The sequence below is a fragment of the Streptomyces pratensis genome, from assembly GCF_037137275.1.
GTDB classification, from domain to species: domain Bacteria; phylum Actinomycetota; class Actinomycetes; order Streptomycetales; family Streptomycetaceae; genus Streptomyces; species Streptomyces pratensis_B.
This window is the reverse complement of record NZ_JBBBEN010000088.1, coordinates 165,113-182,175: the sequence shown is the minus strand read 5'-3', so window position 1 is coordinate 182,175 and position 17,063 is coordinate 165,113. Positions and strand designations below refer to the sequence as shown.

The following is a 17,063-nucleotide window of genomic DNA, read 5'->3' as shown; positions in this document are numbered from 1 at the left end:
GGGCGGGGCGGGCTCAGGCGAGGGAGCCGTAGAGGCCGGGACGGCGGTCGTGCAGATACGGGTTGGCGGCGCGCGAGGCGGCGAGGAGCTCCACGTCCACCTCGCCGACGACGAGTTCCTCGCCCCGTCCGGCGCGGGTGCGGACGGTGCCGTCGGGCCCCGCCAGGCAGCTGAGCCCGACGAACTCGAACTCGCCTTCCGGGCCGGTGCGGTTGACGTACGCCACGTACATCTGGTTCTCGAAGGCCCGAACCGGGATCACGGACTCGGCGACGAACTGGTAGGGGTGCATCTGCGCGGTGGGCACCAGCAGGAGATCGGTGCCGGCCAGGGCGTGCGCGCGGACGTTCTCCGGGAACTCGACGTCGTAGCAGATCAGCAGGCCGATGCGGACGCCGTCCAGTTCGGCTTGGACGACGGTCTGCTCGCCGGGGGTGAACCACTCCTGCTCGAAGCAGCCGAAGAGGTGGGTCTTGCGGTAGTCGGCGAGCCGTGTGCCGTCGGGGCCGACGAGCTGCGAGGCGTTGAAGACCTGGTCGCCGTCGCGTTCCGGGTAGCCGAACAGGACGGCGAGGCCGTGGCGTACGGCGATCTCGGCGACGGACCGGGGGCCGGGGCCGTCGGCGGGCTCGGCCAGCTCGGGCACGGCGTCGCCGATGGCGTACCCGGTCAGGAACAGCTCGGGGGCGACGAGCAGCCGGGCGCCCGCGGCGGCGCCGCGGGCGGCGGCCTCGTCCAGCGCCTTAAGGTTCTCGGCGACGGCGCCGGGCCGACCGGAACTCTGGAGCAGGGCGGTGCGCAACGACGGCATGGCTGACCTCGGCGGGGCGGGGGGTGTGGACAGACGTCTCGAAGGTACGTGGGCCCGTTCCGCCCGGACAAGGCGCGAGTGTTGCGCGTCGACCGTTGATTCGTTGCGCGGCCGGGCCCTGCGGCGGCGAATCGTTGCGTTCGGCATCGCCGCAGGTCACCGGGGTGATCTCGGCCACTGCTTCAGGCCGGCGGAGCCCCGGAGGAGTAGCGCCTCAGCAGCGGCGAGAGCACCAGGACGGACTTCGTCCGCTCGATGTACGGCTCCCCCGCGATGCGCTCCAGGACCTGCTCGAAGTGGCGCATGTCCGCGGCGAAGACCTGCACGACGGCGTCCGCCTCACCCGTCACCGTCGACGCAGAGGCGACCTCCGGGTAGCGGGCGAGGCCTCGCTTGATGGCCTGGGGGGAGGTGTTGCGGCTGCAGTAGATCTCGATGAACCCCTCGGTCTCCCAGCCGAGCGCCGCCGGGTCGACGCGCACGGTGAAGCCGGTGATCGCCCCCTCGGCGCGCAGCCGGTCCACCCGGCGTTTGACGGCGGGGGCGGAGAGGCCGATGAGCGCGCCGATGTCGGCATAGGAGCGCCGGGCGTCTTCGGCGAGGGCGTGGACGATGCGTTCGTCGAGGTCGTTCAGGCGCACGTCGGGCGGTTCACTTCTCTGCGATGGGTCGGCTGCGGGAGGCGGCGATCACCGCTCCCGGGTCCCCCGCGGGAGGCGGCGCCGCCTCCCGCGGTAGTCGCAGTAGACCATGAGCCGCCCTCGAGGGGCGCGCTCGGCGCAGCGGGACGATCCGGTCAGAAGGGGAACCGGGAGCGGCCGTGCTGGATCGAGATCCACTTCTGGGTGGTGAAGGCCTCGATCATCGAGTCTCCGTTGAGCCTGCCGAGGCCCGAGCTCTTCTCGCCGCCGAAGGGGACGATGGGCTCGTCGTGGACGGTCCCGTCGTTGATGTGGATCATGCCGGTGTGGATGCGTCCGCCGACCCGCACACCGCGCTCGATGTCGCCCGTGTGGACGGCGCCGCTGAGTCCGTAGGGGGTGTCGTTGGCGATGCGGACGGCCTCGTCCTCGCCGTCGAAGGGGATGAGCAGGGCGACGGGGCCGAAGATCTCCTGGTGCAGGACGGGCGAGTCGGCGGCGAGGCCCGTCAGCACGGAGGGGCTGACCAGGTTGCCGTCGGCGCGGCCGTGCAGCAGGGCCGTCGCGCCGGCCGCGACGGTCTGGTCGACGAGCTTGGAGACGGACTCGGCCTGCGAGGAGTTGATCAGCGGGCCGATCTGGGTGGCCGGGTCGGCGGGGTCGCCGACGGTGAGCGAGGCGACCTTGGCGACGAACTTCTCGGTGAACTCCCGCTCGACGGAGCGGTCCACCAGGATGCGGTTGGCGGCCATGCAGATCTGGCCCTGGTGGACGTACCGACTGAAGACCGCCGCGTCGACCGCGTAGTCCACGTCCGCGTCGTCCAGCACGATCAGGGCGCTGTTGCCGCCCAGTTCGAGGACGGCGTGCTTGAGGTTGGCGGCGCAGACGGTCGCGACGTGCCGGCCGACCTTGTCCGATCCGGTGAAGGAGATGACCTGCGGCACCGGGTGCTCCAGCAGGGTGTCGCCGATCTCCGCGATGTCGGTGACCACGACGTTCAGCAGCCCGGCGGGCAGTCCCGCGTCCTCGAAGACCTTGGCCAGCAGCGTGCCGCCGCACACCGGGGTGTTCTGGTGCGGCTTGAGGACGACGGCGTTGCCGAGGGCCAGGGCGGGGGCGACGGACTTGAGGGAGAGCAGGAAGGGGAAGTTGAAGGGGCTGATGACTCCGACGACGCCGACGGGCACGCGGTAGACGCGGTTCTCCTTGCCCTCGGTCGGGGAGGGGAGGATCTGCCCGGTGGGGCGCAGGGCGAGTTGGACGGCCTCGCGGAGGAACTCCTTGGCCAGGTGCAGTTCGAAGGCGGCCTTCAGCCGGGTGCCGCCGAGTTCGGCGACGATCGCGTCGCCGATCTCCGCCTCGCGCTCCTCGACGATCCGCAGCGCCTTCTCCAGGACCGCCCGCCTGCTGTACGGGTTGGTCTCCGCCCACGCCTGCTGGGCGCGCTCGGCGGCCCGGTAGGCCTGGTCGACCTCCTCGGCGGTGGCGACGGGGATCGAGGCGAGCTTCTCCCCGTCGAAGGGGTTGAAGTCGATGATGTCCCAGGACCCCTTCCCCGGCCTCCACTCGCCGTCGATGTACTGGTGGGCCAGGTCAGTGAAGAAGGACATGAGATCCCTTACCGCTAAGAGGCGGGCTGCTGAGTGCGCTTCATATTACTGACGCTTCAACGGAGTTGAAGCGCGGCCCCGAGCCCGTTTCGGCGGCGGCGGAAACGGCTCCGCCCCTCCCGGCGCGCAGGGCCGGAAGGGGCGGGGGTGGCGGGAAGTGCGGGGTGTCAGCTCCAACTGGCGTGCAGCGGCTTGCCCTCGGCGTACCCGGCGGCGCTCTGCACGCCGACGACCGCCTTCTCCGCGAACTCCTCCAGGGTGGCCGCGCCCGCGTAGGTGCAGGAGGAGCGGACGCCCGCGATGATCGAGTCGACCAGGTCCTCGACGCCGGGCCGGGTCGGGTCCAGGAACATCCGTGAGGTGGAGATGCCCTCCTCGAAGAGGCTCTTGCGGGCCCGGTCGTACGCGGACTCCTCCGAGGTGCGGTTCTTGACGGCGCGGGCCGAAGCCATGCCGAAGGACTCCTTGTAGAAGCGGCCGTCGGCGGACTGCTGGAGGTCGCCCGGCGACTCGTACGTGCCGGCGAACCACGAGCCGATCATCACGTTGGACGCGCCGGCGGCGAGCGCCATCGCGACATCGCGCGGGTGCCGGACGCCGCCGTCCGCCCAGACGTGCTTGCCGTGCTTTTTGGCTTCGGCGGCGCACTCCAGGACGGCGGAGAACTGCGGGCGGCCGACGCCGGTCATCATCCGGGTGGTGCACATGGCGCCGGGGCCGACGCCGACCTTGATGATGTCGGCTCCGGCCTCGATCAGGTCGCGCACTCCGTCGGCGGCGACGATGTTGCCCGCCACGATCGGCACCTGCGGGTCCAGCGCCCGGACCGCGCGGACGGCGCTGATCATGGACTCCTGGTGCCCGTGGGCGGTGTCCACGACGAGGGTGTCGATCCCCGCGTCCAGCAACTGCTTGGCCTTGCCCGCCACATCGCCGTTGATGCCGACGGCGGCGGCGATGCGCAGCCTGCCGCGGGCGTCGGTCGCGGGGGTGTAGAGCGTGGCGCGCAGGGCGGCCTTGCGGGTGAGGATGCCGACGAGGCGGCCCTGTGCGTCGACCGCGGGAGCGAGCTTGCGGTTGGCGCCGTCGAGCTTGGTGAACGCCTCGCGCGGGTCGATGTCCGCGTCCAGCAGGACCAGGTCCTTGGTCATGACCTCGGAGAGCTGGGTGAACCGGTCGACGCCCGTCAGGTCGTGGTCGGTGACGACGCCGACGGGGCGCCGGTCGGCGTCGACGACGACGCCCGCGCCGTGGGCACGCTTGGGCAGCAGGGACAGCGCGTCGGCGACGGTCTGGCCGGGGGCCAGCTCGATCGGGGTGTCCAGGACGAGGTGGCGCGACTTGACCCAGGAGACGACGTCGGCGACCACCTCGATCGGGATGTCCTGGGGGATGACGACCAGGCCGCCGCGACGGGCGATGGTTTCGGCCATTCTGCGGCCGGCGATGGCGGTCATGTTGGCGACGACGAGCGGGATCGTGGTTCCGGTGCCGTCGGGCGAGGAGAGGTCCACGCCTTGCCGGGAGCCGACCGCGGAGCGGCGCGGGACCATGAAGACGTCGTCGTAGGTGAGGTCGTACGGGACCGCGGGGGACTCTGTGTAGCGACCGGTGCCCGGCTCAAGAAAGCGCATAACACTCATTTTTTCATACGAAACGGTGCAGGTCGTTTCCACGAAGACACAACAAAAGACCCCCGCGTTCGTCGGTTCCTCCGAAGAGGCCGCCGGGGGCTCCGGGGCAAGTGGAACCTGCCTTGCCCACGGACCCTACCCGAACACGATTCGAAGCATTCGTGATCACCATCCCTGGACCGCGTGACGAGGGGTCGGGTAGCTTCAAAGCCGCAGGTCTCGGGGGTGTCCGAAGCGCCGCTCGGCAGCATCGCCAGCCCTGGGCACACCGTTCGACCGGAGAGGATGCAGGTCCGCCCGTGGACAGCGAACTGCCGGACATCTACTGCCCGTTCCCCCAGCGGACCAACCCGCACGTGAGCCACACCCGGGAGCATCTGGACGCCTGGACCCGCACGACAGGCCTGGTGCACCGCGAGTCCGCCAGGAACCGCTTCGAGCAAGCCGACTTCGGCGCCTTCGTCGGCATGGTCTACCCGACGGCCGACGCCGAACTCCTCGATCTGGCGGCCGACTGGTTCGTCTGGCTCTTCCTGGTCGACGACCAGCTCGACGACGGCCATCTGGGCCGCTCACCGGACCGGGTGCGGAGCGTCGTCGAACGGATGCGTGCGGTGGTCGACGGCACGGCCCCCGACCCGTTGCCGGGAGAGGACCTCCCCGCCGCCGTGATCGCCCTCGCCGATCTGTGGAAACGTACGACGCCCGACGCGGCCCCCCACTGGCGGACCCGGTTCGCCTGGCACCTGATGGCCTACCTGACGACGGCCACGACCTGGGAGGCCCAGAACCGGGCAGAGGACGTGGTGCCGTCGGAGGAGACGTACATCGCCAAACGGCGCCACACCGGGGCCATCCACGTCTGCATGGACCTCATAGAGATCGTGGCGGGCATCGAGGCCCCGGAGTCGCTCCACAACGACCCCCGCTTCATCACCGCGCTGGAAGCCTCGTGCAACGTCGTGTGCTGGGCCAACGACGTCTACTCCTTCGAGAAGGAGCAGGTGCTCGGCGAGATCCACAATCTGGTGCACCTGGTCCGCCATCACCGGGGCTTCGACGAGCAGGAGGCGCTGAACCACGTCGCGGAACGGATAGCCAGGGAGACCGAGCGGTTCATGACCGCGGAGGACGAGCTGCTGGAGATCCATCCGGAGCTGACGGGGCTGCTGGTGCCCTACCTCAACGGGATGCGCAGCTGGATGCGCGGCAATCTGGACTGGTCGCGCCAGACCCCGCGGTACAACCCCGCCGACGTGGGCCAGTACGAGGAGCCCGACGCGTATCTGGAGGAGGCCGTGCTGGGCATCCCGCCCGCCCGGGCCGAGGCCGTCTCACGCACCCCCACGGCCCGGCCGGCGGGCTGATCCCCGCGCCGCGCGCCGAAGGCCGTGCACCGCGAGCGGTGCACGGCCTTCGGCAGGTCCGGCCGCGGCCGGACCGCGGTCACTCGCCGTCCGGGTCGGCCCGCTCCAGCGCCGGGCGGGGGCCGGCCGGGGCCTCGCTGAGCAGGTAGTCGGCCGCGGCGGTGTCCGTCACCAGACTGGTGACCAGGCCGGAACGGAGCACCGCGCCGATCGCCGCCGCCTTGCGCCGTCCCCCCGCGATGGCGACCACCTCGGGAATCCGGCGCAGCCGGTCCGCCTCGACGGTGATGCAGCGCTCCCCCAGGTCGCGGCCGACCCGGCGGCCCGCGGAGTCGAAGAGGTGGGCCGACATCTCGGCGGCGACTCCGAGCGACGCGTAGTGGGCGCGCTCGGCGTCGGAGAGCATGTCGTGGACCGTGGAGATGCCCGGTTCCCAGGAGCCGATGGAGACTGCGGCGACCGTCACCTTGTCGAAGTACTCGAAGGCGCGGGCGATGCCCGTCTGCTCCCGCAGCGCCGCGGCCGTCGCCGGGTCGGGCAGCAGCATCGGAGCGTAGATGGGGTGGGCCTCGCCGCCGGAGACCTGCGCGGCCCGGCGGACGGCCTCGACCGAGCCGCGCTCCGCGGTGCCCGCGTCGTACACGCCGGTCAGCTGGACGACCGTGCAGGGCGGCAGCCGGTCGAGGGCCGCCGCCATGTGGATGGTGGAGCGGCCCCAGGCCAGCCCGAGCACATCGCCCTCTGCCACCAGCTCTCCCAGGAGATCGGCCGCGACCTCGCCCAGGTTCTCCGGGTCGGGGGCGTCCTCCGGTTCCTCGGCAGGGGACTCGACGACGACGGCGTGCCGCAGTCCGAAGCGGGCCCGCAGCGCGTCGGAGCGTTCGGCGTCCAGCTCGGCCGGGACCCGGATCTCGATGCGCACGAGATCACGTTCGAGGGCGGTCTCCAGGACCCGGGCCACCTTGAAGCGGCTGACGCCGAACTCCTCCGCGATCTGGATCTTGGACTTGCCCTCCAGGTAGAACCGACGGGCCATGGCCGCCGCCTGCACCAGCTCCGCGGGTCCCATCCGCATGGCTGACCGACCCGCCGAGATGCCAGACACCGCGATCTCCTCACTGCTGTTCACACGCCGATACGCCGTTCATCCTGTCAGATGCGACGATCCTTGATCGGCCCTGTCGGGCCGCGTTCATCTGCCCTTGGCTCAGTGGTCGCACGCCCAGGGGGCCACGGCCGTGACCGCGTCCGCCTGGGCCCGCAGCTCCCGCACGGCCGCCGCCGGGTCCTTCGCCCCGTACACCGCCGATCCGGCGACGAAGACATCGGCGCCGGCGTCAGCGCAGCGCTCGATGGTGGCGGCCGAGACCCCGCCGTCGACCTGGAGCCACAGTTCGAGGCCGTGCTTGCTGATCAGCTCACGGGTGCGGCGGATCTTGGGGAGCATGATGTCCAGGAACGCCTGCCCGCCGAAACCCGGCTCGACCGTCATGATCAGCAGCATGTCGAGCTCAGGCAGCAGGTCCTCGTACGGCTCGATGGGCGTCGCGGGCTTGAGGGCCATCGAGGCCCGCGCCCCCTTCGCCCGGATCTCCCGCGCGAGGCGCACCGGCGCCGCGGCGGCTTCCGCGTGGAAGGTCACGGACCCGGCCCCGGCCTCGACGTACTGCGGGGCCCAGCGGTCCGCGTCCTCGATCATGAGGTGGCAGTCCAGCGGGGTGTCCGTGGCCTTGCTCAGCGCCTCGACGATCGGCACGCCGAGCGTCAGATTGGGCACGAAGTGGTTGTCCATCACGTCGACGTGGAGCCAGTCCGCGCCCTCCACGGCCTTCGCCTCCTCGGCGAGTCGCGCGAAATCGGCGGACAGGATGCTGGGGTTGATCTGCGCCATGACCCAAGCGTGCCATGTTCCGCGCCGGTTCCCCGCCTCGGTCGCCCCCGAAGCCTCACACGGTCATCACAGTTTGCCCATTCTGGTCATTTTGCCGGTACTTTGCCGTTCCTTTGCCGTCGGCCGGGGCGATATCCGGCCGCTGCGAACGCCGGGCCCCTCCCGCCCGGAAGGACGGCCCGCTCAGGCGGTACGCCGCAGCAGCGCCAGGTACATCGCGTCCGTGCCGTGCAGATGCGGCCAGAGCTGGACGTCGGGCCCCTCGCCCAGTGCGGGCACCCCGTGCATCAGCGGCCGGGCGTCGATCCACTCCGCCTCCACCGGTTCGCCGCCGCGGCCCTTCAGCACGTCCTCGACGACCACCCGGGTCTCGGCCAGGTGCGGCGAACAGGTGGCGTAACCGACTGCGCCGCCGACCCGCACGGCCTTCAACGCCTCGCGGAGCAGCCCGCGTTGGAGCGGGGCGAAGCCCTCCAGGTCCTCGGCCCGCCGCCGCCAGCGGGACTCCGGACGACGGCGCAGCGCCCCCAGGCCCGAGCAGGGAACGTCCATCAGGACGCGGTCGAAGCTCCCGGGCAGCCAGGGCGGCCGGGTGCCGTCGGCGGTGACCACCTGATAGGGGCCGGGGTTGCCGGCGAGGGCCCGCTCGACCAGCCGGGCGCGGTGTGGCTGCTTCTCCGCGGCGAGCAGGCTCGCGCCCCGCCCGGCGGCGAGAGCGGCCAGCAGGGCGGCTTTGCCGCCGGGGCCCGCGCAGCCGTCCAGCCAGCGGGTGTCGCGGCCCTCCACGGGGGCGGCGGCCAGCGCGGCGGCGACGAGCTGGCTGCCCTCGTCCTGGACGCCCGCCCGGCCCTCCTGGACGGCTGCCAGCGCGCCGGGCTCGCCGCCCTCCGCCATCCGGACCGCGTAGGGGGACCACCGGCCGGGCAGCGCGCTGTCCTCGCCCAGGGCGGCGACCAGCTCCTGTGTGGTGGAGCGGCCGGGGCGGGCCGCCAAGGTCACCTCGGGCCGCTCGTTGTCCGCTTCGAGCAGGTCCTCGATGCCGGCGCGGCCGCCGCCCAGCGCGTCCCAGAGAGCCGAGACGATCCAGCGGGGGTGGGAGTGCACGACGGAGAGGTGGTCCTCGGCGTCCTCCTCGTAGGAGGGGGCGACCCGCTCCACCCACGCGTCGAGGTCGTGCGCGGTCACCTTGCGCAGCACCGCGTTGACGAACTTCGCACGCCCCTCCCCCAGCACCACGCGGGCCAGCTCCACACTGGCGGAGACGGCCGCGTGGGTGGGGATGCGGGTGCCGAGCAGCTGGTGCACGCCCATGTTCAGGACGTCGAGCACCGGCGGGTCGACCTCGCGCAGCGGACGGTCGATGCAGGCCGCCACGATCGCGTCGTACGTACCCTGGCGGCGCAGCGTCCCGTAGACCAGCTCGGTCGCCAGCGCAGCGTCCCGGCCGTCGAAGTCGCCCTTGGCGCGGGCCTTCTTCAGCAAGGGTGGCAGCACGAGGTTGGCGTACGCGTCGCGTTCGTCGACCGCCCTGAGCGCCTCGAAGGCGAGAAAGCGGACCGGGTCCTTCTGGGGGCGGCGGTGGGGCCTGGCGGGACGGCGACGCGGCTGGTCGTTCACGTGAAAGGTGCTCCGCTGATGGTGAGGGGACGAACCCTCCCAGCGTACGTCGCCGCCCCCGGGCCCCCGGACGGCGGCCCGGGCCGGCTACCGTCCCAGCAGCTCCCCCCGGGCGACCCGGACGCCTCGCGCCCAGTCGGCCGCCCGCATCGGCTTCTTGCCCTGCGGCTGGACCCAGATCAGCTCGACGGCGTGCGAGCCGGTGCCCACATACACGTTGTTCTTGGCCACCGCCGGCTCTCCGGGGGCGAGGTCCGTGCGGTCGGGGACGGGGGCGGTCTGGATCAGCTTGAGGCGCTCGCCGCGGAACAGCGTCCAGGCTCCGGGCGCGGGGGTGCAGCCGCGCACCACGCGGTCGACCCGCAGGGCGGGGGCGGACCACTGGACCTGGGCGTCCTCGACCGTGAGCTTCGGGGCGAGGGTGACGCCTTCGGCCGGCTGCGGCACGGCGTGCAGCGTGCCGTCCTCGATGCCGTCCATGGTCGCGGCGAGCAGTCCCGCGCCGGCGAAGGCCAGCCGGGTGAGCAGGTCGCCGCTGGTGTCGCCGGGACGGACCTCCTCGGTGAGGACCCCGTAGACCGGGCCGGAGTCCAGGCCCTCCTCGATGAGGAAGGTCGACGCGCCGGTCACCTCGTCCCCGGCCATCACGGCGTGCTGGACCGGCGCGGCGCCGCGCCAGGCGGGCAGCAGGGAGAAGTGCAGGTTGACCCAGCCCCGGGCGGGCACGTCGAGGGCGGCCTTGGGCAGCAGGGCCCCGTAGGCGACGACCGGGCAGCAGTCCGGGGCGATCTCGCGCAGCCGGGCGAGGAACCCCTCGTCCCGGGGTTTCGCGGGCTTGAGCACCTCGATCCCGGCCTCCTGGGCCCGTTCCGCCACCGGGCTCGCGACGAGCCGGCGGCCCCGCCCGGCGGGAGCGTCGGGGCGCGTGACGACGGCCGCCACCTCGTGGCGGCCGGAGGCGATCAGGGCGTCCAGGGCGGGGACGGCGACCTCGGGGGTGCCGGCGAAGACGAGCTTCATGGGTGGCTGACTGCCTCTCGGGCCAAGACGTACGGTGACGAGCAGCACACCAGTCTAGGCCGTGTCCGGCGGTGCCCGCCCGGGAGGGAGCGTCGCCGCCCGGCCCGTGACGCCCGGACAGGGCCGTCCACGCGCCCTCCTCACGCCCCGGCTCACGGACGCTCCCCGCCGCCCGCCCGGCGCGCGGCGCACGGGGCGTGCGCCGCGCACGCCCCGTGCCCCGGCACATACGCCCGGACAGCGTGACCACATACCCGGCTCGGGCGTTGGTCAAAGGAGATTGACCGAAGCGGGCCGCCCCGATGCGGCCCGATCCCTTTCAACGCCGGTTCGAGAGGCTTCTTCATGGCCGACCACGCAACCCACGACGCCCAAGCGCGGGCCAGCCTGCATCTTCTGGTGCGGGACATCGAGCGGGTCCGGCGGCAGGTGGACGCGCTGCGCACCCTCACCGCCCAGCTGGGCAACGTCTACCGTCCACGCCGCTCCGGCCCCTCCGCGGGCTTCGTCGTCTACGGCAGGGCCCCGGCCCCCACCGTCCGCCTCGCCCAGGAGCTGCGGGACAGCGTCGAGACCCTGGTCACGGCCGCGGTGGACTTCGACCGCTCGCTGGGCTTCTCCTGGGACGCGGTGGGCTCCGCCCTCGGCGTCACCAAGCAGGCCGTGCACCGCCGCTACGGAACGCGCCGGGCCGCCCCCCAGCCGACCGCGGAAGCGGGCGCAGAGAAAACGGCCGTGTCGCGCCCGGTGCCCGTGGGCACCGGGCTGGCCGCGTCACCCGCCGCGAGCTCGCCCGCGGCGAAGGTCCCCGCGGCCCGCTCCATGCCCCCGCAGCCCTCCGCGGGCCAGCAGCCGACCCGCGAGGACCTTCGCCCCGGCGCGTTCCCCGGCCCCCGCAACGGCTGACGCACGACCGCCCTCTCTGCCCCACCGTGCGGCGGCACGGCGGGGCAGGCCCGTCTCCGGCTGCTCCGGCTCGGCGGCTGGGCCGCGGTCAGTTCGCGACGGCAGCCGCACCGGCCCGCCTCACTGAGGCGCCCGGCCCCCGCGTGCCCCTGCCGCCTCAGCCGATGTCCGGGGGATCGATCCGGATGCGCACCTGGTCGCCCCCGCCCTTGGCCGTACGCGCCGCCCGCGCTGTCTTCAGGGCGCGGGCCAGTGCGGCGCCGCGTCCCGGAACCACCCGGATCAGGGCCCGCTCCCAGGTCTCGCCCGGGGGCGCGTCACCAGGCCTGCGGGGCCTTCCGGGCTCGGCCGGCGGGACAGGCAGCGGCCCCAGGATCTCGGCCTCCGGCGGCAGGTCCGCGGTCGGCAGGAACTCCGCCAGGGCCTGGGCCGGCCCCGTCACCGAAGCCATCCGGGAGACCGGCGGGAATCCCAGCTCTGCCCGCTCCGACAGCTCCCGCCGGGCGAAACCCGCCGGGTCCCAGCGGACCAGCGCCTGTACCGCCCGCAGCGTCGGCTCGGCCACGATCACCACCGTGCCCCCCTCGTCCTGGCCCCGCACCAGCGCGCCCGCGGCCGTCCAGCGGCGCAGGGCCTCCTCCCCCGCCCGCAGGTCGGGCCGGCCGAGCATGGCCCAGCCGTCCAGCAGCAGCGCCGCCGCGTACCCGCCCTCGGCGACGGGCTCCGCGCCGGGCGTGCTGACCACCAGGGCGGGGGCGTTGGGCACCGCGTCCAGGACGTGGTCGCGCCCCGAGGCGCGGACCGGCACGGCGGGGAAGGCCCGGCCCAGCTCCTCTGCGGTGCGGCGCGCACCGACGATCTGGGCACGCAACCGGGGCCCGCCGCACTCCGCGCAGTGCCAGGCCCGCTCGGTCCGCCCGCACCAGGCGCAGTCCAGGTCCTGCTGGTTCGGCGCCTGGAGGGGCCCCGCGCACTGCCGGCAGCGGGCGGGGGCGCGGCAGCGTTCGCAGGCCAGGCGGGGGGCGTACCCCCGGCGGGGCACCTGGACCAGCACCGGGCCGCTGCGCAGCCCGTCGCGCACGGTCTGCCAGGCCAGACTGGGCAGCCGGGCCGACCGGGCGGCGCCGTCCCGGGCCAGCTCTCCGTCGCCGACCGTCCGGATGAGGGGCGCGGCCCGGCGCAGCTGTTCCCGGTCGGCGGTCAGCGGCAGCGCCCAGCCGCTCTCGACGAGCTGGGCGGCCTCCACGGTGCAGCTCGTCGAGCCGAGCAGGAAACCGCAGCGTCCCTGGGCGGCCCGCAGCTCCAGGACCTCGCGGACATGCGGGAAGGGGGCGTTCTCGTCGCTGTGGCTGGAGTCGCCGTCGTCCCAGACGGCGACCAGCCCGAGGTCCTGCACCGGGGCGAACATGGCGGCGCGGGTGCCCACCACCGCCCGGACCGAGCCCCGGCGCACGGCCAGCCACTGGCGATAGCGCTTCTCCGGGCCGGAGTCGGCGGTCAGCACGGCGTGCCGGCCCGCGCCGAGCACCTCGGTCAGTGCGGCGTCGACCCGTCCGGCGGCCCGGCCGTCCGGGACGACGACGAGCGCGCCGCGCCCGGAGGAGAGCGCCGCCGCCACGGCCCTGGCGATCTCGGCGGGCCAGTGCGGGCCGGGCAGGGCCGTCCACACCGCGCGGGGTGCGCCGCCCTCGGCCAGGGCGCGCAGGAAGGCCGGCCCCTGGCCGTACCGCTCCCAGGTGCCCGGGCCGGGCGGCGGGGGCGGCGGCAACGGCTCCGGGGAGGGCTTGGACTCGGCGCGGCCGTTGCGCGGCGGGACGGCGAGCTGGAGGACGTCGGCGAGGCTGCCGGCGTACCGGTCGGCGACGGCACGGGAGAGGGCGAGCAGCTCGGGGCCGAGCACCGGCTCCGGGGAGACGACGTAGGCCAGGGCGGCGAGCGCGCCCTGGTAGTCGGAGTCGGCGCGGCGCTCGACGATGAAGCCGTCGATCAGTCCGCCGCCCTCGCGCCGTCCGCTCTGGACGTTGCGCCCACCGGCTCCGAAGCGCACCCGCACCCGCACGCCCGGCTGCGCGTCGGCGTCGAGCTCCTCGGGGACCGCGTAGTCGAAGTACTGGTCGAGGTGGAGGACGCCCTTGTTCACCAGTACGCGGGCGACGGGCAGCTCCTCGGCGAGCGCGGCGCCGCGCCAGGTCCGTGGCTTGGCGCGCGGGATCTTCGCCCTGCGCACCGTCTCCCGGATCAGCGCAAGCTGTTCCGGCGCCCCGGCGCCGGGCTCGGCGGACTGCTCGTCGTCGCTGCTCACAGCTGAATTCCTACCAGAGACCACTGACAGCGGCGGGGGCACGGCAGCGGGGCGGCCCCGCCCCGTGGTCGTACCCGTGGAGCCTCGTGCCCTGCCGTGTCCGCGGCGGGGTCCGGCCCGCCCCGGGGCCGGGATTTCTACAGACCGGCGGCCGCGCGCAGCGCGTCCACGCGGTCGGTGCGCTCCCAGGTGAAGTCGGGGAGCTCGCGGCCGAAGTGGCCGTAGGCGGCGGTCTGGGCGTAGATCGGGCGGAGCAGGTCGAGGTCGCGGATGATCGCGGCCGGGCGGAGGTCGAAGACCTCGCCGATGGCGTTCTCGATCTTCTCGGTCTCGACGGCCGCGGTGCCGAAGGTCTCGACGAAGAGTCCGACGGGCTCGGCCTTGCCGATCGCGTACGCGACCTGGACCTCGCAGCGCGTCGCGAGACCGGCCGCCACCACGTTCTTGGCGACCCAGCGCATCGCGTACGCCGCGGAGCGGTCCACCTTGGACGGGTCCTTGCCCGAGAAGGCGCCACCGCCGTGGCGGGCCATGCCGCCGTAGGTGTCGATGATGATCTTGCGGCCCGTCAGGCCGGCGTCGCCCATCGGCCCGCCGATCTCGAAACGACCGGTGGGGTTCACCAGGAGACGGTACCCCCCGGTGTCGAGCTTGATGCCGTCCTCCACGAGCTGTCCGAGCACGTGCTCGACGACGAACTCGCGGATGTCGGGCGCGAGCAGCGAGTCGAGGTCGATGTCGCTCGCGTGCTGCGAGGAGACGACCACCGTGTCCAGCCGGACCGCCTTGTCACCGTCGTACTCGATGGTGACCTGGGTCTTGCCGTCGGGGCGCAGGTAGGGGATGGTCCCGTTCTTGCGCACCTCGGACAGCCGCCGGGAGAGGCGGTGGGCGAGGTGGATGGGGAGCGGCATCAGCTCGGGGGTCTCGTCGCAGGCGTAGCCGAACATCAGGCCCTGGTCGCCCGCGCCCTGCTTGTCGAGCTCGTCCTCATCGCCCTCGACCCGCTTCTCGTACGCGGTGTCGACGCCCTGCGCGATGTCCGGGGACTGCGCTCCGATGGAGACCGAGACGCCGCAGGAAGCACCGTCGAAGCCCTTCTTGGAGGAGTCGTAGCCGATCTCCAGGACCTTGTTGCGCACGATGTTGGGAATGTCGGCGTAGGCCTTGGTGGTGACCTCGCCCGCGACATGCACCAGACCAGTCGTGATCAAGGTCTCGACGGCGACGCGCGAGGTGGGGTCCTCACGCAGAAGGGCGTCGAGAATCGTGTCGCTGATCTGGTCAGCGATCTTGTCGGGGTGACCCTCGGTGACGGATTCCGAGGTGAAGAGACGGCGGGACACATCGCTCCCTGGGGTTGCAGCGGCTGCTGGCTGATCATGGGTGGCACAGCCGAGAGCTGCGCTCGGCACGTACCGTCGGCCAGTTTATCGGTCGCGTGCGGCGGCCGGGTCAGGTGTCTCGCCCTTTGGCGGCCCCGTGACCTGCGCCACAGGGGGAACCAGTAGGACAATCCACCCTCCGCGGTTGCCGATTTAGTCCTTATGGTCGGTTTTGTTCGCTCGGTGGGCTGATGATGAATTCGGCTGGAACCGTCCGGAGACCAGGTCCCAAACCGTGTCGGCGAGCGCCTCCTTGGGGCCGTACGGCACGGGTGTCTCCTGGCCGTCGGCGGCGAGGACGACCGCTTCGTTCTCCTCGGAGCCGAAGGTCTTGCGCTCGCCCACCTCGTTCACCACGAGCAGGTCGCAGCCCTTGCGACGGAGCTTCTCCCGGCCGTTGACCAGCACGTCGTCGGTCTCGGCTGCGAAGCCCACGACGATCTGGCCCGGCCGGGAGCGCTCGGCGGCGACCTCGGCGAGGATGTCGGGGTTCCGGACGAGGGAGACGACGGGAGCGTCCTGGCCGTCCTTCTTCTTGATCTTGCCCGGGGCGTAGTCGGAGGGGCGGAAGTCAGCCACCGCGGCCGCCATCACCACCACGTCCGCGTCGGCGGCGGCCTCGATGACGGCCTCCCGCAGTTGCACGGCGGTGCCGACCCGCAGGACGTCGGCCCCGGCCGGGTCGGGCAGGCCGGTGTTGGCCTCGATCAGGGTGACCCGCGCGCCACGGGCGACCGCGGTCCGCGCCAGCGCGTACCCCTGCTTGCCGGACGAGCGGTTGCCCAGGAAGCGCACGGGGTCGAGGGGCTCGCGGGTGCCGCCGGCGCTGATCACCACATGGCGGCCCGCCAGGTCCGGTCCGGTGACGCCGCGCGCGAGCACCCGTCGACAGACCTCGAAGATCTCACCCGGGTCCGGCAGCCGGCCCTTGCCGGTGTCGACGCCGGTGAGCCGGCCGACGGCGGGCTCGATGACGACCGCCCCGCGTCGGCGCAGGGTGGCGACGTTCTCCTGGGTGGCCGGGTGCTCCCACATCTCGGTGTGCATGGCCGGGGCGAAGACCACCGGGCAGCGGGCCGTCAGCAGGGTGTTGGTGAGCAGGTCGTCGGCGAGCCCGTGCGCGGCCCTGGCCAGCATGTCCGCGGTGGCCGGGGCGACCACCACGAGGTCGGCGCCCTGCCCGATCCGTACGTGGGGGACCTCGTGCACGTCCTGCCAGACCTCGTCGGAGACGGGGTGGCCGGAGAGCGCCGACCAGGTGGCGGCGCCCACGAAGTGCAGCGAGGAGGCGGTCGGGACGACCCGTACGTCGTGGCCGGACTCGGTCAGCCTGCGCAGCAGCTCGCACGCCTTGTAGGCGGCGATGCCCCCGCTGACCCCCAGGACCACCTTCGGCTTGTGCACTGCGTCTCCCCGCACTCGGCAACGTATCGACAACGTGTCCGCCCCATGCTGCCTCACCGCGCCGGGCGCGTTCACCCGGCCCCGGACGCACCTCAGGCCCGGCGGGCGGGCCGCCGGGCCTGAGAGTGAGGGTGCTTTCTCCTGCGTTACTGCGCGGGGCCCTCGATGGCCTCGGAGGTCAACAGGCCCGCGTTGATCTCGCGGAGCGCGATCGACAGCGGCTTCTCGTGCACGTGGGTGTCGACGAGCGGACCGACGTACTCAAGGAGGCCTTCGCCGAGCTGCGAGTAGTACGCGTTGATCTGGCGGGCGCGCTTGGCCGCGTAGATCACCAGGCTGTACTTCGAGTCGGTGGCCTCGAGGAGCTCATCAATCGGCGGGTTGATGATGCCCTCGGGCGTGGTGATGGAAGAGGACACTCTCTGCCTTCCGAAGGGGGTAAAGATCAAAGAAATCTTTGATAGTGCGGATT

14 protein-coding genes are annotated in these 17,063 nt (G+C 72.8%); 2 read left to right on the top strand and 12 right to left on the bottom strand.

Annotated elements, in window-relative coordinates; genetic code table 11:
* Positions 1-13: 13 nt before the first annotated feature.
* The 4 genes from V9U70_RS14440 to V9U70_RS14425 form a co-directional block, all read right to left on the bottom strand.
* Positions 14-811 carry a carbon-nitrogen hydrolase family protein gene (locus tag V9U70_RS14440; protein WP_336675358.1) on the bottom strand — a complete coding sequence of 266 codons (798 nt, stop codon included), beginning with the start codon at positions 809-811 and terminating at the stop codon, positions 14-16.
* A gap of 182 nt (positions 812-993) precedes the next feature.
* Entirely contained in the window at positions 994-1,452 is a 459-nt protein-coding gene (locus V9U70_RS14435) for an Lrp/AsnC family transcriptional regulator (protein ID WP_336675357.1), read from the bottom strand.
* Positions 1,453-1,607: 155 nt separating this feature from the next.
* Entirely contained in the window at positions 1,608-3,065 is a 1,458-nt protein-coding gene (locus tag V9U70_RS14430; protein ID WP_336675355.1) for an aldehyde dehydrogenase family protein, read from the bottom strand.
* Positions 3,066-3,232: 167 nt separating this feature from the next.
* Positions 3,233-4,699 carry a GuaB1 family IMP dehydrogenase-related protein gene (locus V9U70_RS14425; protein ID WP_336675353.1) on the bottom strand — a complete coding sequence of 489 codons (1,467 nt, stop codon included), beginning with the start codon at positions 4,697-4,699 and terminating at the stop codon, positions 3,233-3,235.
* Positions 4,700-4,998: 299 nt separating this feature from the next.
* Here V9U70_RS14425 and V9U70_RS14420 point away from each other — a divergent pair, with 299 nt between their 5' ends.
* Positions 4,999-6,066: a terpene synthase family protein gene (locus V9U70_RS14420; RefSeq protein ID WP_336675351.1), complete on the top strand. Its 1,068-nt coding sequence runs from the start codon at positions 4,999-5,001 to the stop codon at positions 6,064-6,066.
* Between the two features lie 79 nt (positions 6,067-6,145).
* On the opposite strand, the gene V9U70_RS14415 is transcribed toward V9U70_RS14420, so the two are convergent.
* The 4 genes from V9U70_RS14415 to fmt all read right to left on the bottom strand — a co-directional run bounded on the left by V9U70_RS14415 (position 6,146) and on the right by fmt (position 10,594).
* Positions 6,146-7,141: a sugar-binding transcriptional regulator gene (locus V9U70_RS14415; protein WP_336675349.1), complete on the bottom strand. Its 996-nt coding sequence runs from the start codon at positions 7,139-7,141 to the stop codon at positions 6,146-6,148.
* 132 nt (positions 7,142-7,273) lie between these two features.
* A complete protein-coding gene (rpe, locus tag V9U70_RS14410) occupies positions 7,274-7,957 on the bottom strand; it encodes a ribulose-phosphate 3-epimerase (RefSeq protein ID WP_336675348.1) in 684 nt (227 codons plus the stop codon).
* Between the two features lie 183 nt (positions 7,958-8,140).
* Entirely contained in the window at positions 8,141-9,574 is a 1,434-nt protein-coding gene (locus V9U70_RS14405) for an RsmB/NOP family class I SAM-dependent RNA methyltransferase (protein ID WP_336675346.1), read from the bottom strand.
* A gap of 87 nt (positions 9,575-9,661) precedes the next feature.
* Positions 9,662-10,594: a methionyl-tRNA formyltransferase gene (gene fmt / locus V9U70_RS14400; RefSeq protein WP_336675344.1), complete on the bottom strand. Its 933-nt coding sequence runs from the start codon at positions 10,592-10,594 to the stop codon at positions 9,662-9,664.
* Between the two features lie 345 nt (positions 10,595-10,939).
* Here fmt and V9U70_RS14395 point away from each other — a divergent pair, with 345 nt between their 5' ends.
* Positions 10,940-11,500 carry a hypothetical protein gene (locus tag V9U70_RS14395; protein ID WP_336675342.1) on the top strand — a complete coding sequence of 187 codons (561 nt, stop codon included), beginning with the start codon at positions 10,940-10,942 and terminating at the stop codon, positions 11,498-11,500.
* A gap of 157 nt (positions 11,501-11,657) precedes the next feature.
* On the opposite strand, the gene V9U70_RS14390 is transcribed toward V9U70_RS14395, so the two are convergent.
* From V9U70_RS14390 to rpoZ, 4 genes are all read right to left on the bottom strand, one after another.
* Positions 11,658-13,802: a primosomal protein N' gene (locus V9U70_RS14390; RefSeq protein ID WP_336675340.1), complete on the bottom strand. Its 2,145-nt coding sequence runs from the start codon at positions 13,800-13,802 to the stop codon at positions 11,658-11,660.
* 137 nt (positions 13,803-13,939) lie between these two features.
* Positions 13,940-15,148 carry a methionine adenosyltransferase gene (gene metK, locus V9U70_RS14385; RefSeq protein ID WP_336675338.1) on the bottom strand — a complete coding sequence of 403 codons (1,209 nt, stop codon included), beginning with the start codon at positions 15,146-15,148 and terminating at the stop codon, positions 13,940-13,942.
* A 192-nt stretch (positions 15,149-15,340) separates the two neighbouring features.
* A complete protein-coding gene (coaBC, locus tag V9U70_RS14380; protein WP_336675336.1) occupies positions 15,341-16,591 on the bottom strand; it encodes a bifunctional phosphopantothenoylcysteine decarboxylase/phosphopantothenate--cysteine ligase CoaBC in 1,251 nt (416 codons plus the stop codon).
* A 146-nt stretch (positions 16,592-16,737) separates the two neighbouring features.
* Complete coding sequence (gene rpoZ, locus V9U70_RS14375; protein WP_003970369.1) at positions 16,738-17,010, bottom strand: DNA-directed RNA polymerase subunit omega; 273 nt, start codon at positions 17,008-17,010, stop codon at positions 16,738-16,740.
* Positions 17,011-17,063 lie beyond the last annotated feature (53 nt).